Source organism: Nitrococcus mobilis Nb-231 (assembly GCF_000153205.1).
GTDB lineage: Bacteria > Pseudomonadota > Gammaproteobacteria > Nitrococcales > Nitrococcaceae > Nitrococcus > Nitrococcus mobilis.
Genome location: NZ_CH672427.1, coordinates 668,190 through 689,209, shown reverse-complemented (window position 1 = coordinate 689,209; position 21,020 = coordinate 668,190). Strand labels below are relative to the sequence as shown.

Here is a 21,020-nt window from a genome sequence, read left to right as displayed (position 1 = left end):
CAAGGCTGGTCGAAGCTTACTTATCGCTTTCGTTACATCTTCTCTAATGGCATAAGGGAGTCTATTTGTCAACGCGTTTCGAAATCGGACGATTCGACTAAGCACTCGCCACCTTTGTTACAAGTTTGGCGCGTCATATGCAAACCGTTCCGCATAAATTTCTCTTTCACGAGGCGCTTCTACAATATCGCTTACCAGGTCACATTTTCATTCCCTTAACTGCCGACAATTGCTAACAAGAGGAGGCCGGCAACGGCTGATTCCGGAGGCAGTAACTGCGCAGTCGGTTCGCGGTCATGGAGGGTACTCCGGGCTGTAGGGGTGCCAAGCGCTAGATATACTAGATGTAAGGTTGCGTAGACGGCTAAGGCGTTCTTAAGCGAATGCTTATTAAATGGACGAGGGGATGCGGTTGTCGTCGACCGCACGATGTGACCATGGGGCTCAGGAATTCGGAAATGCGCTTCACTGCGAGGAAAGCGTCACGCCCGCTCGACTCAGATGCTGACTCATGCAGGCACCTCGGCCGCCTGCGTGGCGTCGTCATAAAATCGCGCAGCGTGTTGCTCGCCAACCTGCAAGCGGCCGGCATCGGTGCAATAGCCTTGGTGGTTTTGTGCAGCAGTGCCGCTCCTGCCGCGTTGGCGAGCACAACAGTTGGTCCAGGCTCCGAGTTCGGCCGCGCGAGCCTGCCCATGACGGGAGCGCTGCAGGACGGTATTGGCCATAAGGCTAGCCCACTCTCTCCGGCTCCGAACGACGAGCTTCCGACGTTACCCGGCACTGGCAAAGAGTCGCGCAATGATAATCATGTGCTTCACACCCGACTGGCGGGATTGAGTCAACGCAGCGATCCGACCTTGCAGTTTGGTCAAGGACTCCTTTGGCTGAACCACACGGGGCAGGGTGCGCAAGGTGTAGGCATTAGTGTACTCCCCTTAAACCAAAACTCGCAGTGGTTGACGATCGACGGGGTTTACATCGATCACAGGGTTGGCTCCATGCCAAGCAGTCCGGTGGCCAGTCACAATAGGGTTTGGAGTCTGGCGATCAACAGCCGTTGGCTTAGTCAACGGCTGACGTTGCATGGAGAGTATGCACAAAGCCGCCGGGATCACAGCGCTTGGGCTTCGCTGCATGAGCCGCAATCGGACCGGGCCTATTCGCTGTTGGCGAAATATGCCGATCAAACGTATATGCTCGGCAGCCGTCCTCTCGTTTGGGGTTTGACCCTGGGCTGGGAGCAGGCCGGTCGTACGTTTTGGAGCGCCACCGCCAGGGATGTGGCACGCGATAAAGCGGTCGCGCGAGCTGCGGCGGAGATACATTGGCGGGGGCTCGACGCTCGCCTGGGTCTCGCCCGAGCCGCTAATAATGTCGCCAATGATGCTGAGGTGCCGACACTGCATATGAATACAGTGACAGCTGATTTGCATTACACGGCGCAGAAATCGATTGGGTTCGCCGGTTTGGGGCGATTGTTCGCTGGCCCGAGCTACGCATTGTCTCTGGAGCATGAGCGCAGCAGCCTCGGGAAAACACCAGTGGGCGAAACGGCTGACATCTCGGATCGCTATATGGGTAGCGCGGCTTTGACGGCACGTTTTACGCCGGGTCCCTGGTGGTGGGAGGTGAGTTACAGGCGCTCCATACTACACGTGCCTGGGCAAAAGGCCACCAATCTGGAACGCAACCGCACGCAGCTTAATCTGCATCTGCCGTTAAGCGATTGGCTAAATTTGACACCGGTGCTGCAGTGGAGTCTGATCGAGGGGCAAGGCCCCGACAACGAGATCCGGATGATTAGGGGAGCGCTCGGCGGCTCGGCCTTGCTGATTCCGGACCGACTTGCAGCAAAGTTGAATTTCCGGGCGCATCACCGCTACAGTTCGAAGCAGCAAGTCGAGGACGGGGCGGTGGCTGTGGAGAGTTCGCTCGACTGGACTTTCCAACCGCCGCAGGGCAATAATCGACCGGATATCACAATATCGTTGCGCGGTAGCTATCGCTATGCGGACAGCTCAGCCAGTAATTCCGCGGCGCAATATCAAGCTTTCTCCGGGATTCAGGTCTCTTGGCCGAATGCTAATTGATTTGTGTTGATCTTGGCGTATGGTGCAGAGCCTGCTCCGGGAGCGCGTTATGATTTGGCGAGCCGCGCTGATCTTCGCCAGCTCCAGTCTATCGTTGGCCGCACCATGCGCGCTTGCTGCCGAGAAGCCGGCCCAGCTTGCCGTTGGCGTCGGTGCCTTCAGTGTGCGGGATCAGACAGCCGTATCTCCCATGGCGAGCCTGCAATACTACGCAGCTTATCGGCTTTTCGAGCAAACCGCCGCAGCCAGATTCCAAGGAATTGGACCGATTCTGGGCCTCTCGGCCAATACCGATGGCGGGGTGTTTGGCTACGGCGGGGCTTATGTGGCCTTGCGTGTGCTCAATCGAATCCATTTGTTGCCATCGGCGGGTATCGGTGGCTATGCGCGGGGCCATAGCAAAAATCTGGGCGGCGTGTTCGAGTTCCATCTCGGCGCCGCGCTTTTTTATCAACCGCTGAGCAATGACTGGCTGCCCGCCGATTTGCGTTTGGGTGTGACCTATACGCATATCTCCAATGCATTCATCCACGACCGCAACCCCGGCGCCGACAACATAGCCGACAACATATTGGTTAGCATCAGTACACCGCTGTCGATGGACTTTTGGGGTACAGCTCGGGGTAGCTAATGATGCGGGTCCGGTGGCTATGGCTATAGATGGGCTTCGATGAGCTGCGCAAGCTCGGCCTTCGAATCTGCCCCGATCTTCAACGCTTGAATCTCCCCGTCCTTGAACAACATCAAGGTAGGAATGCTGCGCACACCATAGCGCATCGGTGTGTCGGGGTTGTCATCGACATTGAGCTTACCCACCTTGGCGCGACCGGCGTATTCTTCGGCGAGAGCCTCGATGATGGGTCCTATGGCCTTGCAGGGGGCGCACCACTCCGCCCAGTAGTCGATCAGTACGGGGCGGTCGGATTGCAGAACCTCCGCGTGGAAGTTCTGGTCGGTGAGTTCTAACACCGCAGTCATTGTCATATACCTCTTAAGGCAAGGAAGCGTCTCGCAAGCTTCAAAATAAGTTGTAGGCGGCTGTTGTGGCCAAGCGATCAGAACTCGATGTTTTTGTCCATACTAAGGAGCGCGTCCACGAAATCTCCCATCTTTTTGTAGCTGGCCGTGCCGACCCAATTGTCGGGACCGACATCGCGGCCTTTGCCGCACGCCTGACATACCCACAAAGGCACCTTGTTGCCGACCAGGAACTCAACGGTTTCCTGCATTGATGGCATGTTGACTCCTATGATGAAGGGATAGACATTGCGATTTGCAAGGGTGGCGGCTTCACCTTGCAGCCAGACGGTCACCTCATGGCCTTGCTCGACGGCGGCTTTGGCAGCCAGCATGCCGAGCGTGGCACGGGTGGGGTCATCAGTGCCGGAAGTGACGGTGATCATGATTTTCATGACGAACTCTCCTGTTAGTGATGAAAACGTGTAGAGCCGTTGGATCGAGCTTGAAGTGGCAGGGCGGGCGGGACAACGGGCAAAGCCTCGCACGCGCGCCACGGCGATGCAACCGCTGGTTCGACAATGCCCCTTGGATTTCGGGGCGAATCGTCCAGCGCCTGACCGCAAGCAGCCAGATTCCGCGCCGTCAGGTTCTACGTCGAGCCCAGAAGTGCCAGTAGTAACCCTTGACCCGTGACCGCCGCGCGAGGCATTGGCTCGGCATCTCGCGGTAACGAACCGGCGGTAGAGAGGGCAGCCAATCAGGCTGCAGTGAGTTTTCCTGTCGGGCCGAGATCAATTGTTGCAGTCGTTGCAAGACCATCGGCGGCTTCGTCTCTGAAGGCGCCAGAAAGACTCCGCACCGGTGCAAGGCCTTACCGAGGGTCGGGCTGCTCGACAAACAGACTAAAGGCGCAGCTATCAACAAACCGAGCAGAACAGGCAGCAGCCACCAGAAAAACTGCGGTGCCAGGATCCAGACTGCGCCACCCCATATGAGTCCTCCCAGCGTTGCTGCGAAAGTGTAGCGTAAAGCCTCGGGCAAAGTGACACGCCGCCCCATCCGCTCTTGGGGTCCCCACGAGACCGGCTGACCCAGCAAGATGCTCACCACAAAATAGGCGTGATAGGTCATCATGATCGGCGCGATCAACACGGAGAACGCGGTCTCTATGAAAGAGCTTCGCAGGAGGCGTGCTGTGCCACCAAAGGCTTGCCGGTGGTGGGGCTGCAAGAGGCACAATACGACACCGAGGATTTTCGGCAGTAGCAGCATTCCGATGGTGATCGACACTAAGGAGGCGATTTCGCCCGTCTTGACGATTGGCCAGTCGGGGAAAAGCTGATAGCCGGAAGTGAAAAACTGTGTGCCCGTTAACGCTTGTTCTATGGCGTCTGCGGAGCTCAGCGCCAGCATGACAAGCCATAGCAACGAAGACAGATAAGCCGTCGCGCCCAGCAGAAAATTGAGCCGACTCAGCGGCCGCAGTCCGGGTGCGGCAAGTAATTTTAGGTGCTGCAGATTACCTTGAGCCCAACGTCGGTCGCGTTTGACGAAATCCAGAATGTTGTCCGGTATCTCCTCATAGCTTCCTTGCAGTTCGGGAAAGAGATAGACCTGCCAGCCGCTGCGCCGCAGCAGCGCCGCTTCGACAAAGTCATGACTCAGGATCTCTCCGCCGAAGGGCGGGGCGCCGGCTAAAGTCGGCAGGCCGCAGTGCTCGGTGAACGCCTGCACCCGGATAATGGCATTATGCCCCCAGTAGTTCGCCGCGCCGGTCTGCCAGAAGCTCAGCCCCGTGGCCAGCATGGGGCTGTAGACTTCGGAGGCGAACTGCACAAAGCGCCCGAACATCGTCTGCTGGCGTACCGGTATCGGTACGGTCTGGATCAGGCCGGCTTGTGGGTTGGCTTGCATGGCGCGAACCAGGCTGGTCATTGCCGCGCCGGTCATGACGCTATCGGCGTCCAGCACGATCATGAACTCGTAATAGGTTCCCCAGCGGCGGCAGAAATCCGCGATGTTGCCGGGCTTGCGGCCGGTGTTGCTAGCCCGGCGCCGGTAGAGCAGTCGGCCACGGAACGCGCCTGCCAGCCGTTGTTGTAGCGCGCCCCAGGCCGCTTTTTCCCGCGTCGCTATGGCCGCATCGGTGCTGTCGCTGAGTAGATAGAAATCGAACTTGTCCGCCGCGCCGGTCGCCGCAAGCGACTCGCAGGTGGCCTCCACGCCCGCGATGACGCGGACGGTGTGCTCGTTGTACACCGGCATGACCACTGCCGTGCGCGTAGCGATGGGCATGCCGTCGGTCCGTGGCGTTCGCTGCCGGCGCAACGTCAATGGGTCAAGTTGGAACAGCCGCAGGGTGAACCCAACCATGGCCGTCCAAAAGGCTGCGGTGATCCATGCGAAAGCAACGGCGAACAGGATCAAGATCGATCCTTCAAGCAACGTGATTCCATTGGCTCGAAGGATGTCGAACATCACGGCGATCCCGTACGCCGTAGTCGTCAGAACCACGGCGATGAAGCCCAGGGCACGCAGCCGGGGGCCGGGTACTCTGAGCGGGCGGTTGTTCGACCGCCGGGGTGATTCTTCCGAATGGTCACTGAATAGCATCGGGGTACCAAACATAATTCCAGGTCTCGCTTAGGCGTTGTCCGTGCAGAGTGAGATATAGGCGCATGTCGACGGGTTGCTCGCCATCTGGGCTGAGCTTGAACGCAACCCGCCAACCCTGCCTGCTAGGTAGTTGTTGCACCGTGCTATGGAGGATTTCTCCGGATGATTGGGTCAATACGGCCTGCACCGGCTGCGCAGCAGTCAGTGAAGGCAGTTCACCGCCGCCGAAGTCGACAATGAATTGGCGTTCGCTACGCGCTGGTTTTTGTGGGGCTCCCGGAACCGCGCCCCAGCCGATCCGCGTTCGTTTTACTCGCGCTAGTGCTTCTGTGGCCGGGGCGGAGGTAAATGTCTCCAGTCGATAATTGTAGTTGCGCTGCTCGCCAGCCTTGAAGGGTATGTCCGGCACCCAGAAAGCTACGATGTTGTCATTGATCTCTTCACCGGTTGGTATTTCCACTAATTGCACAGCGCCTTTGCCCCAATCACCGCTGCGCGGGGTTACCCAGAGGCTAGGGTGTGCTTCAAAGTGGGTTTCCAGGTCCAGGTAATGATTGAAGTTGCGATCGCGCTGGGCGAGCCCGAACCCACGCGGGTCCTTATCCATCAACTCCGTTATGTGCAGTCGATGCGGATTGCTCAGCGGACGCCAAATCCATTCCCCTGCAGCCGTATACATGAGCAAGCCATCGGAGTCGTGCACTTCAGGGCGATAATCGTCGGCAAAACTGACCCGGTTTTCACCGTGCAGGAACATGCTGGTCAGGGGCGCCACCCCGAGTTTTTCGACAGTGGTACGCGCAAACAGCCTCGATTGTATTTCCAAAGCCGTATTTTTCCCTGGGATCAATTCCATGCGGTAGGCGCCGGTGGCCGATCGACTATCGAGCAAGGCATATAGGATCAATGTCGTCGCAGTCGATTCCGGCTTGACCAGCCAGAACTCCCGGAACCGGGGGAATTCTTCACCGCTGGGCAGCCCCGTGTCGATCGCCAGGCCACGGGCTGAGATTCCGTAGTTTTGCCCCTGGCCAAGCATTCGAAAATAGGATGCGCCCAGGAAAGTAATAACTTCGTCTTTGTAGTCGGGCGTATTGAGTGGGTAATGGATACGGAATCCGGCGTAGCCTGGAACGTGCCGAAGGTGTTGCGCTAGAGCGGTATTTTTTCCGTAATCGAATAATTTTGAATCGAAACTCAAAGTCTTTATCTGGCCATTTTCTACGACATTAATCGTAACGGGGTCATGATAAAGAAACCCTAAGTGGAAAAGCTGGATACTGAACAGGGCTTGCCCGTTCCAGAGCGTGCGCTCCGGGCGAAATCGGATATCCCGATACTGATCGTAGCTGAGTCGGGTAAGGGCATCCGGTAGCTTCTCCTGCGGCGCCTGATAAGGTTGTGCGGCCAGTTCGCGCGCTTTTTTTGCGATCTGGCCGAAAAGTTTCTCTGAGGAATTCTCTGCCGAAACCGCCGTTGCTAGCGTTAGACCAGCGATAACGAAAGCCAGTGTTAGGACATCGGAGACACGATACATTGAACATACCTTCTTACAACTCAAACTTAACACAGATACCGAATCCCGAGGGGTTACCGGAAGGGAGTAGAGTGGCGCTCGGTAGAAATAGCCTTTCTTTGGCTCGGCCGCTTGGAGACCATTCCGATGAGAGCCGCAAATCGGATAGGTCGGCATTTGTCAGAACGACATATGAATAAAATAGACTGTGTTTCGTTAGAGTAGTTCCCGATATCCGAAACTTATTGGTAGACTTTTCCATGAAGCGCTTGCCCGATATTGGCGATAAGGACCGCCCTTCTCGGGCAAGCCCGCAATCCGTGCGGAGCGTCTGCTTCTAAGCCTCTCTTGCAAAATCTAAACAAATCCAATCAATACATGTCCGGACCAGCTGACTCCTGTTCCTTGCGCTCGCTCTGTGCCGGCTTCTGCGCTGTGAAGGACGGTGCCTTGTTTAGCTCTTCCTTGCTGAAGTTGAGCCGGACAATTTTGTTTGCGCGGTTGATTTGAACCGCACTCATTGGCAGGGCGATATGTTTGGCGCCTAATCCGAGAAACCCGCCTACCGAAATCACCATGCCAACCGGGCGTTGACTCTGATCCAAAATCAGATCCTTGACGTGGCCGACGTTCTCGTTTTTCAGATTGGTTACCGAGTAGCCGAGAAGTTGGCTCGCTAAAATCTGCTCACTGGTTTCTTGCTCAATGAACATAGGCGTTTCGAAAGCGTTGGACTGCTCCGGTGCTTTCTCGGTCGGCTCGCTTGAACCGCTCCTCGATTCAGTCTGCTCGATACCTTCCTGCGTAGGAGCGGCGGGTTGGGTGCGTTGGGCGTGCTCCGCGGGCTGGCTATCGGCAGCTCGCTGATCAGCCGCCTGCGCAAACGAGGCGGGGCCAATGAGCAGAGCGGCTAGCAAAAGATGGCTTGTTATGTTCTTCATATCGGGAACGCTCCTTAAGTTTGGCGAAACAACCTTTATCCATATATTAAGCAAATGTGGTGCCAACCTTATTTCTGGAATATAAAACAGTAATCTAAATAAGCTTTTCAGATGTGCTAGGCGTTTTCTCGCATAGGTTAGAACAAATTTGTCGCCTCGGGCCGACGGACTTTCGTGGGGGCCGGCTCGATAGCCCGAGTTGCGTCCGGCGATGAACGGTGCGGTGGCTAGAATCGAGCCGTGTCTTGGTGCTTGGATGCCCCGTGATCTTCGCCGTGTTCCCTCCTGCCAGGGAAGCGCCTTGAGAAAACTCAGCCGGTGGGGTATGAAGTCTCGCCGAGGATGCCTGTTCCCCTCCCAGCCGCTACGAATCGCTCGCCGAGACGTTTCTTTAAAGAGGGTTGGTTGACGGTAGGAGTGTGGGCGGCGTTGCTTAATAACGACGTGAGATAGCTCAAACAAATCAATTTGTTGCAAAAAAACAACAAATTAAACGTCGGTGAATTGCGACAGAACTTATATTGAATCGCGTCGATTGCCAGCTTTATAAGCGAAATGCATACCAACGTTAAGAGTTGATGTAAATTCAACGGCTCCTAACGAATCGGACAGTGCCCGTTCATTACTTCTGCGCACAGCTGCAGGTGGAGGTCCACCATGCAAACGACACATATCATCAGCCTGATCTTTTTCGGTGCTCTCGGGCTTGGAGTGGCCGGCTCGGTTTTGGCTCGGCAGACCGGGCCGATAGAACAAGCGGCAAGGCCGCATGCGGGGTCATCGTCCTCCGGGCCCGTCGGCATTGTCGGCAAGCGAGTAAGCAATGAGGAAGGCGCTAATCTCGGTGTGGTGATCAACGTTTTGATCGATCCCGCCTCTGGCGAGGTTGCCGCTCTGGTGGTCGGAATTGGCGGTGTGTTCGGTTATGGTGCTTACAATTATGAGGTACCGTGGCGGCGCGTGAGGCTCGCGGAGGATTATACTCAGGTGCTGCTCAATGTCCCTCGGGACATGTTGAGTGCCGAGTTTTCGGCTTATGAGCCGTCGTCACGCGCTCATCCCAAGCAGCAGAGCGAGGGAGCCCAAGCCGAATGATCGCACTGTTGGGCCGAGCCGCGCGGGTTCGGCCCTCGCACCTGCAAACAACAATTAATGACAAGGGGCACGGCGGTTTTAGTATCGTACTCGTGTTGTCAGTGGAGCTCCGGAGGTAGGACGATGGATTCGATAGCAGGGCAGAGTCGGTCGCGGCGTATTTTAGCCTTGGCAAGCGCGCTTTGGCTGTTCGCGGCCATTCATTTGTCCGCACTGGCAACGACCAAGCCACTGCCTCCCGATCAGCTGATCATGCAGACCACGGAAGAGGTATTGAAGCTTCTGAAGGCGCATCAAGACAAGCTGAAAGAGCATCCAGAGCGTATTTATGAGCAGGTCAAAGATCTGGTCATCCCCCATTTTGATTTCGAGCTCATGAGTCGGTTCGTACTCGCTCAGAACTGGAGGTCGGCCAGCCCCGAGCAGCGCGCGCGCTTTGTCAAGGAGTTTCGGGCGCTGCTCGTGCAGACTTATGGCTATTCCCTATCCGAATACTCGGGGCAAACCGTGCGCTTCGAAGGTATGCAACCCAGCTCCCCCGATAACCGGGTTATGGTCAGGACGGTGATTGAACAGCCCGACGGTCCGGATCTTCCGGTTAACTACCGCTTGCACAAAACCGCGGCGGGTTGGAAGGTCTACGACGTGAGCGTAAATTATTCCAGCCTGGTGCAAACTTACCGCAGCTCTTTCCGCGCGCAGATTCGCCAAGAGGGGCTTGATCGATTTCTCGATGAGCTGCAGCAGCGCAATACCCGTATGGTTCCCCCCGTCAGTTCGGAGCGCTGAGTACCTGGGATTCAGTGTTGCCATCAACTGTTGGCAAAGAGAGTTACTCTAAATCGCTCGGGCGTGGTATATAGCGAATGCCGAATTGGGGCTAAGCCGGTGGTGCTTGGTAAACTGCAGCTCGATTCGGGCGGCCCGTCTCCGCGGTTTTTTTCCGAATCGGTATAGTGCGTCTCTGTTGCGCTTGGAGAGCGTAGGTGTTGGATAGCGAAGCTAATGGCCTCTGAATACCCTTCCCTTACTCACGATGCGCGCATGCCGTTGCTGTATGCGTCAGATCACGACGATGAAATCAGTTTAATTGATTTATGGATCATCCTGGTTCGTCGTAAATGGACGATCGCCGGTGTGCTGTTGCTCTGTGTGCTCCTTGGTTTGGCCTGGGTGCTGGTCAAACCGCCGCGCTATCAATATGAAACGGCGATTCAGATTGGTGAGGTGCTCAGCGGTGATGCCTTGCAACCAATCGAGCCAGTCGGTGCAGTGCTCGCCAAGATTCAGGAGACCTACATCCCACTCGCACGCGCCCGACTTTTGGCCGCTGATGCTCAAGGAGGCTTCAAGCTCAAGGCGCGATCCCCGGAGGGCAGTGCGCTGCTGATCGTAGTGAGCGGCGAAGGCGTGCCTGCGCAGCGGAGCACTTACCTAAAGCTGCTACACGATGTGCTCCAGCAGATTCAGGTTGATCTAAGCCCCCGTTTCAAGGCAGCTCGGCAGGCTACCGAGCGCGAGCGCGAGGGCACTGAATCCCGCCTGCAGCAGCTGACGGCGGAGGCAAAGCTAGTGCAGGGGGAGCTCGAGCGTCTCGGCAGCTGGAATCAGGTGGTGGAGCGGCGGCTGCAAATCGTTCGCACGGACCTGCAGACATTGCGTGAGCAGCGCAATGGTTTGCTCAAACGCGGTTTGTCCGACTCGGCCGATATGCGGCTGATCGTGCTCAACGGGGACATCCGCACGCTCCAGGAGACCATCGCGGACCTTCAAGAGCAGCTTGGGAAATGGATTCCGGCACAACGCGACGGGATTCTGAGCCGGCTCAAGCAGAATCAAGTCGATCAAAGCACGCAACAGCTCCGCATGCAGGAGATCGAGGCACGAGCAGCGGCCCTGCAGCCGACCCGGGCGGTGCTCGTGCCACAACGATTGCCGGAGCCGATTGGAACGGGTCCTGTGGTGATTTTGGCGCTCGCCGGCGTCTTGGGACTTATGCTGGGGGTGTTCGCCGCCTTCTTTACCGAATTTCTCGCCCGGGCTAATGCTGTGATGAAATCGAGCACTAAGCGCTAAACGGCACGTCTTGGTTTTGGCATCGTGGAGTCGAGTGCAGCCCATTCGCCGCGCCATGGCGAGTGTCTGGGTTCTCAGGAAGTTAGGGGGGATATAGGATGATCCAGCTTGAGGAGGCCCGCATCGCGGTCATTGGCCTTGGTTACGTCGGCTTGCCGCTTGCGGTCGAGTTCGGCAAGCAGCTCGACACCGTCGGTTTTGACATCAATGCGGCACGCATCGCCGAGCTCACCGAAGGGCGGGATAGCACCCGCGAGGTGATGCCTCAGGAGCTCGCCGCGGCTCGGCGGCTGCGCTATACGGAGGCCGTTGCGGATCTGCAGGACCGTAACGTCTATATTGTTACCGTTCCGACCCCGATCGACGGTCATCGCCAGCCGGATCTGCAGCCGCTACGCAGCGCGAGCGAAACGGTGGGGCGGGTCATCACCGCGGGTGATCTCGTCATCTACGAGTCCACGGTCTATCCGGGTGCAACCGAGGAAGTTTGTGTGCCGGTCATCGAGCGGGTCTCGGGTTTACGCTACAATCATGACTTCTTCGCCGGCTACAGTCCCGAGCGCATCAACCCGGGCGACCGCGAGCACCGCGTCTCCAGCATTGTCAAGGTCACCTCCGGTTCCACGCCCGAGATCGCGCAATTCGTCGACGACCTTTATGGCTCGATCATTACAGCCGGCACCTATCTGGCGGGCAGCATCCGCGTTGCCGAGGCGGCGAAAGTCATTGAAAATACCCAGCGAGACGTGAACATCGCCTTGATCAATGAACTCGCGATGCTCTTCGAGCGGCTTGGCATCGACACCGAGGCGGTGCTGCAGGCGGCCGGCACCAAGTGGAATTTTCTACCGTTTCGGCCCGGTTTGGTAGGGGGGCACTGCATCGGTGTCGATCCATACTATTTGACCCACAAGGCCCAGACCGTCGGCCATCACCCGGAGATAATCCTCGCCGGGCGGCGTATCAATGACGGTATGGGCAGCTACGTGGCCGCTCAGGTCATCAAGCTCATGACGCAGCACAAGCTGCAGGTGGTCGGCTCCAAAGTGCTTATCATGGGCTTGACCTTCAAGGAGAACTGTCCGGATTTGCGCAATACTCGGGTGGTCGACATCATCGCCGAGCTACGCGAGTACAGTGCAGACATCGAAGTTTATGATCCGAACGCCGATCCGCATGAGGCGAGGGAAGAGTTCGGCATGACGCTGATCGATGAGCCGCAAAGCGGCCAATACGACGCCCTGATCCTGGCCGTTGCCCACGATCAGTTTCGAGAGATGGGCGTGCAGCGGATCCGTACCCTGCTCAAGCCGCGCGGAGTGCTTTACGATATCAAGTATATGTTTCCCGAATACGCGGTGGACGGCCGGCTATGACCGCCTCGTGTCAGTGAAAGGTTCAACGATATGAAGTTCCTTGTCACCGGAGCCGCCGGCTTCATCGGTTATCATGTTGCGAAATACCTGCTCGACCGTGGCCGCGAGGTGGTCGGGCTCGACAATCTCAACGACTACTATGACGTCGATCTCAAGCTGGCACGCCTAGCGCGTATCGAGGATCGAGACCGCTTCCGCTTTGTGCGCCTGGATGTGGCCGAGCGCGATGGCATGGCCGCGTTGTTTCGCCACGAACGCTTCGACCGCGTCATTCATCTCGCCGCGCAGGCCGGTGTGCGCTATTCGATCGAGGATCCGCACGCCTACGTCGACAGCAATGTCGTCGGCTTCATGAACGTGTTGGAAGGGTGTCGGCACAACGCGGTCGGGCACCTGGTCTACGCATCGACCAGTTCGGTCTACGGCGCCAATACGCAGATGCCCTTTGCCGAGCACCAAAACGTCTCCCATCCGCTCGCCATCTATGCGGCCACCAAACGTGCCAACGAACTGATGGCGCACAGTTATTCCCATCTCTTCCAGTTGCCGACCACGGGGCTGCGCTTTTTTACCGTCTATGGCCCCTGGGGGCGACCCGACATGGCGTTGTTCAAGTTTACCCGCGCCATCCTCGAGGGGCGCCCCATTGAGGTCTACAATTACGGCCACCATAAGCGGGATTTCACCTACGTCGACGACATCGTCGAGGGTGTGGTGCATGCCTGCGACATGGTGGCGTCCGCCGACCCGACGTGGCGGAGCGACCATCCGAACCCGGCCACTGCTCATGCGCCGTTCCGGCTCTACAACATCGGCAACAGCCGCCCGGTGGAGCTATTGAAATACATCGAGCTGCTGGAGGATTGCCTGGGCCGCAAGGCTGATAAGCAGCTGCTGCCGATGCAGCCGGGCGATGTGGCGGATACCTGGGCCGATGTCAGTGCGTTGAGCGATGAGGTCGGCTACCAGCCGAATACCCCGGTCGAGGTTGGTGTGGAGCGCTTCGTGGAGTGGTATCAGGCTTATTATCAGGGCGCCTGAGATCGAGCTCAAACTGGCCCGGCGTCCAGCAAACAAACCGTTATGGTCCATGCGGTTCGGTATTTGTTGAACGGGGCGGGCCAAGCGATTGTTTTTTAAAGCTCATGGAGCATCTTGACGAGCGGCTCTCGCGCCGGTCGCGGGGTTACAGTGGCGTGTGGGCGACCGCGTTGATCTTTTCATGCATGCGGCGTCGATCCTCGGCGTCGGCTGACGGTGCTTGTTGATGCGGTTCGGCGCGAGGCTCGTGCTGCAACTCGATTAGGATTGGGAAATGATCGGAGCCAAAGTAAGGCAGCCTTCGAATCGACACCAATGTGAAATCGTCCGAGTGGAATAAGTGATCCAGCGGCCAGCGTAGGAACGGATATTCGGCGTGGAATGTGCTGAATAGTCCGCGCCCGATGCGCGGATCGAGCAAGCCGCTGATTTTTCGGAACAGCCGTGTGGTTCGGGACCAAGCGACGTCGTTGAGATCACCCGTTACGATGACCGAGCGATTGCCTTGTCCTACTGCCCTACCTACGATCAGCAATTCCGCGTCACGCTCCGCCGAGGTCTCGTTCTGCGTCGGGCTCGGCGGGACGGGGTGCAGGCAATGCAGCTCCAAGCGATGGCCCGAACGCAACACAAGCTCGGCATGCATAGAGGGGATATCTTTTTCGACCAAGTAGCGGATCTCGGGATCGACCAACTCCAGGCGTGAATACAAATGCATGCCGTAGAGATTATTCAGCGGGCACTTGAGACAATAAGGGTAGCGCGGCTCGAGTGCGGTAAGCTGCTGCTCCCACCACGCATCGCTCTCCAGCGTTAAGACGACGTCAGGATCTGCCTTTTCGATAAGGTGCAGGAGGTCCGGTGCCCGTCGGTTGGGTGTCAGCACGTTAGCCACCAGCAGCCTGACTCTTTCTTGCGGTACCGTCTTGCGGGCGGTCATCACCTGTTTTTTGGCCAGTGGCGTGTAAGGCAAGATCCAGTGGAGCTGCCAGAGGGTCGCTGCGAACGCGGCGGTCAGGACCGTATAATCAACCACTGAATATTCGAACACCCATGGATAAATAGCCAATGCCGCTACCCCGATCACTGCGACCTGCAGGCGCGGGAAATCGAACAACCGGATCCACCAATCGGTTTTGCGTACTAGCGGAATGGCTGTTGCCAGCGCCGGAACCAGAGCGAGGGTTACCACGAGCGTTTTGACGGTTTCCGATAGCATGGTTCCAGGTGCGCTGCTGTTGTTGGGTAAGGGAGGGTATTATCCTGTGGTCTCTTTTCGCCCAGGCTCGAAGAGTGCGCGTTCGAGCAGCGCCACGTTGCGCAAATTGGCCTTGTAACCGGCATCGAACGCGTCTCCCAGTACGGGAATACTACCCGCTACGGAGTCTACCAGCACGTTTCGGAGCATCTTCCGTAGGCTTGCCGAAGGCGCGCCCAAGCGTTTGGCCTCCGCAATGAGCCACAGTGAGATAACGGCGCTTGCGGCATCGCCAAGTCCGGGTACCAGTCCGATCAGTGGATCCAACCCGAAGCGCCAGCGGGTACCGGGTATCTGGAATTCGCTATCCAGCAGCTGTGCCAAACGCTGCAGTCGCCTGAAACGCTTTAACGTCTCAGGCGACTGCGTTGCAGAGAATATTTCACCTTGTCTCATCGCTTGGCGATGATCCAGACCGCATGCACGATGCCGGGAATGTAGCCGAGCAGAGTAAGCAGAATATTCAGCCAGAACGCGCCGCCTAGGCCCACTTGCAGAAAGACGCCAAGCGGCGGCAACAGAATTGCGAATATAATGCGGATTAAATCCATTTGTTTTCCTCACAACTGCGTTGCAACGATCTCTCCACGCTGAGATCAGGTGTGTTGGTCTCTACCGAGAGCGCTGAGAGTTTAAAGAGTATAAAAACGTTTTGTTTCCCAGCACCGATCTCTAGGGTCATTAGACAACCAGTGCGGCGCTCTTGGCAAGCGCCATCGTGGCACACCTTTATCGTGGCACACCTTTGTGGAGCCGAGCAGGCATTTGCTCACCCAAGGCTCCACATCGATGTACTGCCAAAATTGGACTGCAGTCTCTTGGTGAGATGGAGTAAGGCCGATAGGTATGGCGCTCTTTGGCTATATTGTGTTTACTACTTAGAGGCGTCCCTATTAATTCTCTATGAGGGTGCATGAGATGAGGCAAAAAAAAGCTTTTTTTCATGAGAGAGGAAGAATGGCTCGCCGACCCTGGGAGATTCCTCTAAATGGATGGCGAGATATTGCGTTGCGCCTTAAGGATGACATCACTAATCACAATATTTCCATTATTGCTGCGGGGGTTGCATTTTATGCTCTGCTGTCTATATTTCCGGCATTGGTTGCAATTGTTTCACTCTATGGATTAGTTGCTAATCCGGCTGATGTCCAACAGCAGTTTACGCATTATGGTGGAATCCTGCCGGAAGAGGCACAGCTGTTGATTAGCCAGCAATTGCAGAGAATCACAGCAAGCGCAACATCCGCAATGAGCGCAGGAGTTATTAGCGGTGTGTTGTTTGCAGTTTGGAGCGCGACACGAGGAACAAAAGCATTTATGCTTGCTTTAAACATAGTTTATAATGAAAAGGAAAAGAGAGGGTTTTTGCAATTTAACAAGATTGCCCTGATGATTACCTTTGGCATGATTATGTTGGTTGTTTTAGCCCTTGGTCTTATTGTAACTTTACCAATCTTGTTAAGCATTTTAAATCTTCCGGGCGCTTTGTCGACAGTGCTGTCGTTTTTTCCTTGGTTGCTCTTGTCAGGTTGCTTCGTTTTCTGGCTAGCTATGCTGTTTCGCTATGGTCCGAGCCGGAGCGAACCTCAATGGAATTGGGTTAGTGTTGGCTCAATAGCAGCTACAGTGCTTTGGGTTATCACTTCCATGTTGTTTTCTTTTTATGTGGGAAATTTTGGTAAATATGCCAACACTTATGGTTCGGTTGGTGCCATCATAATTCTTTTGTTATGGTTTTATTTGACGGCATTCGTGATTCTTTTTGGAGCTGAGCTAAATGCCCAGATGGAACACCAGACGATGGTCGATACGACTAAAGGGGAACCTCGCTCCATGGGGCAGCGCGGTGCTTATGTTGCCGATACTCTTGGGGAAGCATTGGATGATAAGGATAAATAATGGCGGCGATGCCGCAAAGTATTAATCCGGCGTGGGCTGCGATGGGTAATTGTAACAGGATGGGTTGGCGCGGCGGCCATCCAGGAGATGGCAGACACGTCTTAACCCCGCGCCCGGCGTCCCCCTTTTGGGGGTGGTGTGCTCGGAGGTGTCCAGACATTGCGGATCGCCTGCCGGCCCCGTTCGGGGAATCCTCTGGAGAAACGGAGCCGTGCACTGCAGCCGCGGCCGAGACATTCGATCAATCCACTGTCTATGCCATGCAGGCGCACCACCTCGGAAACCGCGGAGACAAAGCCTTGTGGTGGCTTACCATGCTTGATGTAGACCGCTCGGCTGCTGATTTCCAACCGATATACCGATTGGAATCGGCTGAGCATGGGGCGTAATGTGTTGTTCATGTCAGACTCTTATGCAGCGATAACTACTGATGAGGACCAGAAGAATACCTGCAGCGGTTCGTTCAGCCAACCTGGATGGCGCAGTTGGAAATGCGCTGGACGGGTCAAACAGTCGGTCTCAGCGTGTCGAGCGGCGGATTCGGGTCGGTGTCAGCGCTTGCTTGCTAGGAGAGCCAGTGCGCTTCAATGCGGGGCACAAGCGGGATCGATTCGTGTCGGATCGGCTGGCTCGGTATTTCGAGCTCGTACCAGTCTGTCCCGAGGTGGCCATTGGTTTGGGTATACCGCGCGAGCCGATTCGTCTAGTGGGTGAACCGCAGAGGCCAAAGGCCGTCGGTACGCGCCACGAGTCTGCGGATGTGACGAGTCCACTCGCCGAATACGCGCGCCGAATGGCCCGGGAGCTTGGCGATATCAGCGGCTATATTTTCAAGAGTAAATCCCCGAGCTGCGGCATGGAGCGGGTCAAGGTCTATGGGCGTGACGGCTCGCTGCGGGGCAGCGGTCGGGGAATCTACGCCGCCGAGATTATGCGGGCAAATTCGTTATTGCCCGTCGAGGAGGAAGGGCGGCTGAATGATCCGGCGTTGCGCGAAAACTTTATCGAGCGACTCTATGCCTATCGACGCTGGCAGGAGTTGCTGGAAGAAGGGGTAACACCCGAGGCGCTCGTTGCGTTCCATACCCGGCACAAGCTGATACTCATGGCGCACGGTACGCATCGTGCGAAGGGGCTCGGGCGCCTCATCGCCCAGGTGGGAAGTCAGCCCATCGAGCCGTTGACGGTCGAATACGGCGCGGGTTTTATGAACGCCTTGGCCTGCCGCGCTACCCGATCTCAGCACACTGATGTGCTCTTTCATGTGATGGGTTACCTTAAGCGGCAGTTAGATAGCGAAGACAAGGCCGAGCTGGTGGCTCTCATCCACGATTACCGACAGGGCGTGGTGCCGCTCATCGTGCCGGTGACCTTGCTGCGCCATCACTTTCGGCGCCATCCTGAACCTTATATCGACAAGCAGCTCTATCTGAGCTGGCAACCGGCGGGGCTCAGCCTCTGGAATCACATCTAACCCGTTTGATCCCAGATATTCGCTGCGCTTACAGCAAAACGACTGAGTTCAGGATGCGTTGGATAATGGCTTCGTAAGCGTCGAAGTAATGTGGTTGTGCGCCCATATACAGAATGAGGTGTAGGCGGCCGTCTTTGGTAATCATTCCTGCCGCAAGCCCCCGATACGCCACACCGAGATCCGACTCAAAGCGCAAGTCGAAACGAAAGCCTGATCGCCCACCGAATTCGGCGGGCCGTAATCGCCCGGCTCCAACATCGACCGCACCGGATTGCGCCAGGGTGGTGGCGACAAGTTCCATCACATCATGGGCCCGCATGCCTTTGTGATATTTCGGCCGCTGCTCCCCTTTCTGCTTCGATATCGAACGCCGCGGTGTTGGGAGCAAGGAGTCCCCGTCCGCGATGTCCGCATACAGGCGCAGCTGTTCGAGCAGTGGTCCATCCACGGTCCAGATTTGCAGCTTGCGGTCCTGCTGGCGGCTCCATTCGATCTGCGGGTCGACCCGATACGCCTCACCGATCTCGTCGTGCTCGCCGGGTTTGACCATGAGCGGATCGCCGCACGCAGTGAGCACTGCGGCACCGAGGCCCAGTAGCACCAAAAGGCAAGGGGGCGCACTACTCACGGCAACCGCTCCAAATAGGCCCCGATCATGGCGGCGTCGTCGGCTGATTCCGCCATCTTCAGGTAGCGGCGAAAGGCTTGGCGCGCCTCGATCGGCCGGTTAGCGCGCCACAGGACGCGTCCGAGTTCGCGGTGGGTCGCAACGGGTGCGCTTGGATAATCCAGAGCCTTGCGATAGGCTTCGGCCGCGCGTTCAAAATCGCCCGTCCCACCGCGCAACCGGTACAGCTCGCCCCGATAGTAGTACAGTTCGCCGAGATTCTCTCCCTGCTCGATCAGTCGTTCGAGCAGCACGCGTACGCGGCAAAGGCGTCGCGTGGCGAGCTCCATCCGCAGCCACTTGCCGCGCTGCGGCAGTGTCGCTGCGAGAAAATCGCTGCGCCCGGTGATTCCGCTTCTACCGGATCGTTCCGCCAATTGCCGCAGGCTCTGCAGCCGCTCTGCCGACGGTGGATGGCTTGCGAACAGGGCCGGCGGGGTCGGCAGAGCGCATTCGCGCTGTTCCTCGATGAGATTCGCCCAGACTTTGGCCGCCTCGCCGGGGGCGTAACCCGCCTTGGCCATCAGCTCGAAGCCGTGTCGATCTGCCTCGGCCTCTTGTTCTCGTGAATAGGCGGCCAGATAGCCCATGGCGATCAATTGGCCGATATTGCCGGTACTGAATCCGACCGGTCCTGCGCTGATGACACCGATACCCCCAAAAAGCAGGCCGAGCTGGGTAGCGAGTAGCAGATTGGCGGTCCGACGGGTGGTTTGGAACTGTTCTAGGGCGTGCCGCAGCGTGTAATGGGCCGTTTCGTGGGCGAGCACCGTGGCCAGTTGGGCCTCGTTTTCGACCCGCAGCAGCAGCCCGGTCCAGACCTGCTCGAAGCCGTTGGGTGCCATTGCAGCGTTGAAGTCTGGGATCTGCATGGTATAGATCCGGATCTCTGGACAATAAGCCGCGCTGACCCGACATTGCACGCCCGCAACATACTCTTCGAGCCGAGGATTTTTAACGCGCCGGCCGGAGATCGCCACGCTTTGTTCAGATTTGCGCGAGGCGAACCATAAGCCCCTTTCGGAGACTTCTGTCGGCTGCGCTCGGCCCGGTTCCAGCTTCGCGACCTGGACCGCGCATCCGCCGAGCGCGGCCGTCAGGACCAGTATAGCGAGCGGGCAGTGCTTCATAGCGGCAGCCCCGAGAGCAGTTGCTCAACACGATCGCGGATACCATCCGGGCGATTGACATCCAGCGACTGACCCTGCAACAGGTTGGTCCAGATGATCGCTCCGGTGTTCAGATCGACCAATGAGGCGAGCCCTATCGATTGGCTGGTGGGCTGGATAAATCCGAACAGTACGAAGCTAACCACCGCGAACAGAGCACGTTCGACCGTGGAGGTGGCTTGCCGGTAGGTCAGGAAAAGCGCGTAGTCTGCAGCATAATCGGTTTTAATCCGCGTCACGCTCTCGCCCAGTGTCCAGTCCAGCCCCTCCGGCTTGGTCGGCAACGCGGCCCGCTGCTGCGCAGGCGCATAGCGGTAGGTCAGAATGGTCTGCAGTACCGCCTCGTGCAGCGCGATCGCCTCGAGGTGATCTTCGGCATACGGCATAACTTCCGTGGCGCGACGGTAGCGGATCATCTGCGCACCGTGCTTTTTAAGGGTGTCGGCGACGGCCTCTACCAAGCTATCCTGCGCCAGCTCGGTCCAGTCCGCTCTCGGCAAGGGCGCTGCGGCCGTGGTCAGTTCTAGGGCCGCGACGTTGGGCGGCATGAGCAATACCCGCACGGGTTTCGTGGCCGGAGGAACCCCTTTCGCCAGATACGGCTGCACCTGGATGCACGCCGCCAGCGCAAGCGGCCCCACCAGCGCTGCCAGCACGCGCGTCAGGCGATACTTACCAAGCCGCCGCATTCCATATACCGCGCAAAATCCATAACGATCCTGTGCCTCCTTGGGCAGCTCACTCCTAATCATGACGGCACCACTACTCGGTGACCAGTCTATGCCGTCGCTAACGTCTTAATTGGATATCTTCAAAGTAATTCGTAGTCTAAATAAATG

The 21,020-nt window shown here is 57.3% G+C and carries 22 protein-coding genes; 9 read left to right on the top strand and 13 right to left on the bottom strand.

Going from position 1 to position 21,020, the window contains the following annotated elements; genetic code table 11:
* Positions 1 to 509 precede the first annotated feature (509 nt).
* Positions 510 to 728 carry a hypothetical protein gene (locus tag NB231_RS19365; protein WP_232210376.1) on the bottom strand — a complete coding sequence of 73 codons (219 nt, stop codon included), beginning with the start codon at positions 726 to 728 and terminating at the stop codon, positions 510 to 512.
* Between the two features lie 273 nt (positions 729 to 1,001).
* Between NB231_RS19365 and NB231_RS03190 the strand changes: the two genes are divergently transcribed.
* Together NB231_RS03190 and NB231_RS16610 are read left to right on the top strand one after the other, a co-directional pair.
* Positions 1,002 to 2,093: a hypothetical protein gene (locus NB231_RS03190; protein ID WP_232210375.1), complete on the top strand. Its 1,092-nt coding sequence runs from the start codon at positions 1,002 to 1,004 to the stop codon at positions 2,091 to 2,093.
* 49 nt (positions 2,094 to 2,142) lie between these two features.
* Positions 2,143 to 2,724, top strand: coding sequence for an acyloxyacyl hydrolase (locus NB231_RS16610; protein ID WP_198007223.1), 582 nt, complete (start codon positions 2,143 to 2,145; stop codon positions 2,722 to 2,724).
* 23 nt (positions 2,725 to 2,747) lie between these two features.
* Here the strand turns inward: NB231_RS16610 and trxA are convergent, their stop codons facing one another.
* The 5 genes from trxA to NB231_RS03160 all read right to left on the bottom strand — a co-directional run bounded on the left by trxA (position 2,748) and on the right by NB231_RS03160 (position 8,126).
* Positions 2,748 to 3,071 (bottom strand): thioredoxin, encoded by a 324-nt coding sequence (gene trxA / locus NB231_RS03180; protein ID WP_004999701.1) that lies wholly within the window; start codon positions 3,069 to 3,071, stop codon positions 2,748 to 2,750.
* Positions 3,072 to 3,148: 77 nt separating this feature from the next.
* Positions 3,149 to 3,505, bottom strand: coding sequence for a DsrE family protein (locus NB231_RS03175; protein ID WP_004999699.1), 357 nt, complete (start codon positions 3,503 to 3,505; stop codon positions 3,149 to 3,151).
* A 190-nt stretch (positions 3,506 to 3,695) separates the two neighbouring features.
* Complete coding sequence (gene mdoH / locus NB231_RS03170) at positions 3,696 to 5,666, bottom strand: glucans biosynthesis glucosyltransferase MdoH (RefSeq protein ID WP_156777073.1); 1,971 nt, start codon at positions 5,664 to 5,666, stop codon at positions 3,696 to 3,698.
* Positions 5,653 to 7,206, bottom strand: a complete 1,554-nt coding sequence (locus NB231_RS03165; protein ID WP_004999697.1) for a glucan biosynthesis protein — start codon at positions 7,204 to 7,206, stop codon at positions 5,653 to 5,655. The genes mdoH and NB231_RS03165 overlap by 14 nt, the downstream gene beginning before the upstream one ends.
* Positions 7,207 to 7,556: 350 nt before the next feature.
* Positions 7,557 to 8,126: a PRC-barrel domain-containing protein gene (locus tag NB231_RS03160; protein WP_004999696.1), complete on the bottom strand. Its 570-nt coding sequence runs from the start codon at positions 8,124 to 8,126 to the stop codon at positions 7,557 to 7,559.
* Positions 8,127 to 8,783: 657 nt separating this feature from the next.
* Between NB231_RS03160 and NB231_RS03155 the strand changes: the two genes are divergently transcribed.
* From NB231_RS03155 to NB231_RS03135, 5 genes are all read left to right on the top strand, one after another.
* A complete protein-coding gene (locus tag NB231_RS03155; RefSeq protein WP_004999695.1) occupies positions 8,784 to 9,221 on the top strand; it encodes a PRC-barrel domain-containing protein in 438 nt (145 codons plus the stop codon).
* Positions 9,222 to 9,344: 123 nt separating this feature from the next.
* The gene (locus NB231_RS03150; RefSeq protein ID WP_004999694.1) at positions 9,345 to 10,010 is read left to right on the top strand and encodes an MlaC/ttg2D family ABC transporter substrate-binding protein; all 666 of its coding nucleotides are present in this window, start codon (positions 9,345 to 9,347) and stop codon (positions 10,008 to 10,010) included.
* Positions 10,011 to 10,265: 255 nt separating this feature from the next.
* Entirely contained in the window at positions 10,266 to 11,297 is a 1,032-nt protein-coding gene (locus NB231_RS03145; protein WP_004999693.1) for a Wzz/FepE/Etk N-terminal domain-containing protein, read from the top strand.
* 98 nt (positions 11,298 to 11,395) lie between these two features.
* Positions 11,396 to 12,673, top strand: coding sequence for a Vi polysaccharide biosynthesis UDP-N-acetylglucosamine C-6 dehydrogenase TviB (gene tviB / locus NB231_RS03140; protein WP_004999692.1), 1,278 nt, complete (start codon positions 11,396 to 11,398; stop codon positions 12,671 to 12,673).
* A gap of 30 nt (positions 12,674 to 12,703) precedes the next feature.
* Positions 12,704 to 13,714 carry an NAD-dependent epimerase gene (locus tag NB231_RS03135; RefSeq protein WP_004999691.1) on the top strand — a complete coding sequence of 337 codons (1,011 nt, stop codon included), beginning with the start codon at positions 12,704 to 12,706 and terminating at the stop codon, positions 13,712 to 13,714.
* A 145-nt stretch (positions 13,715 to 13,859) separates the two neighbouring features.
* On the opposite strand, the gene NB231_RS03130 is transcribed toward NB231_RS03135, so the two are convergent.
* The 3 genes from NB231_RS03130 to NB231_RS17390 are packed head-to-tail and all read right to left on the bottom strand — an operon-like array spanning position 13,860 to position 15,523.
* Positions 13,860 to 14,933, bottom strand: a complete 1,074-nt coding sequence (locus NB231_RS03130) for an endonuclease/exonuclease/phosphatase family protein (RefSeq protein WP_004999690.1) — start codon at positions 14,931 to 14,933, stop codon at positions 13,860 to 13,862.
* A 39-nt stretch (positions 14,934 to 14,972) separates the two neighbouring features.
* A complete protein-coding gene (locus NB231_RS03125; protein ID WP_004999689.1) occupies positions 14,973 to 15,368 on the bottom strand; it encodes a DUF4112 domain-containing protein in 396 nt (131 codons plus the stop codon).
* Positions 15,365 to 15,523 (bottom strand): YqaE/Pmp3 family membrane protein, encoded by a 159-nt coding sequence (locus NB231_RS17390; RefSeq protein ID WP_004999687.1) that lies wholly within the window; start codon positions 15,521 to 15,523, stop codon positions 15,365 to 15,367. The genes NB231_RS03125 and NB231_RS17390 overlap by 4 nt, the downstream gene beginning before the upstream one ends.
* Positions 15,524 to 15,890: 367 nt before the next feature.
* On the opposite strand from NB231_RS17390, the gene NB231_RS03115 reads away from it, so the two are divergent.
* On the top strand, positions 15,891 to 16,871 hold the full coding sequence (locus NB231_RS03115; RefSeq protein ID WP_040663012.1) for a YihY/virulence factor BrkB family protein: 981 nt from the start codon (positions 15,891 to 15,893) through the stop codon (positions 16,869 to 16,871).
* Positions 16,872 to 16,972: 101 nt separating this feature from the next.
* Here the strand turns inward: NB231_RS03115 and NB231_RS18240 are convergent, their stop codons facing one another.
* Positions 16,973 to 17,272: a DUF3634 family protein gene (locus NB231_RS18240; RefSeq protein ID WP_156776880.1), complete on the bottom strand. Its 300-nt coding sequence runs from the start codon at positions 17,270 to 17,272 to the stop codon at positions 16,973 to 16,975.
* Positions 17,273 to 17,367: 95 nt separating this feature from the next.
* Between NB231_RS18240 and NB231_RS03110 the strand changes: the two genes are divergently transcribed.
* A complete protein-coding gene (locus NB231_RS03110; protein ID WP_050756140.1) occupies positions 17,368 to 18,345 on the top strand; it encodes a YbgA family protein in 978 nt (325 codons plus the stop codon).
* Between the two features lie 28 nt (positions 18,346 to 18,373).
* Here NB231_RS03110 and NB231_RS03105 read toward each other — a convergent pair whose 3' ends face one another.
* Genes NB231_RS03105 through NB231_RS03095 form a run of 3 tightly spaced genes read right to left on the bottom strand, consistent with a single transcriptional unit; the run spans position 18,374 to position 20,933 of the window.
* Positions 18,374 to 18,973: a hypothetical protein gene (locus NB231_RS03105; protein ID WP_156776879.1), complete on the bottom strand. Its 600-nt coding sequence runs from the start codon at positions 18,971 to 18,973 to the stop codon at positions 18,374 to 18,376.
* Positions 18,970 to 20,142: a M48 family metallopeptidase gene (locus tag NB231_RS03100; RefSeq protein WP_004999682.1), complete on the bottom strand. Its 1,173-nt coding sequence runs from the start codon at positions 20,140 to 20,142 to the stop codon at positions 18,970 to 18,972. Before NB231_RS03100 ends, NB231_RS03105 begins: the two co-directional genes overlap by 4 nt.
* Complete coding sequence (locus NB231_RS03095) at positions 20,139 to 20,933, bottom strand: hypothetical protein (protein WP_040661686.1); 795 nt, start codon at positions 20,931 to 20,933, stop codon at positions 20,139 to 20,141. Before NB231_RS03095 ends, NB231_RS03100 begins: the two co-directional genes overlap by 4 nt.
* Positions 20,934 to 21,020: the final 87 nt, after the last annotated feature.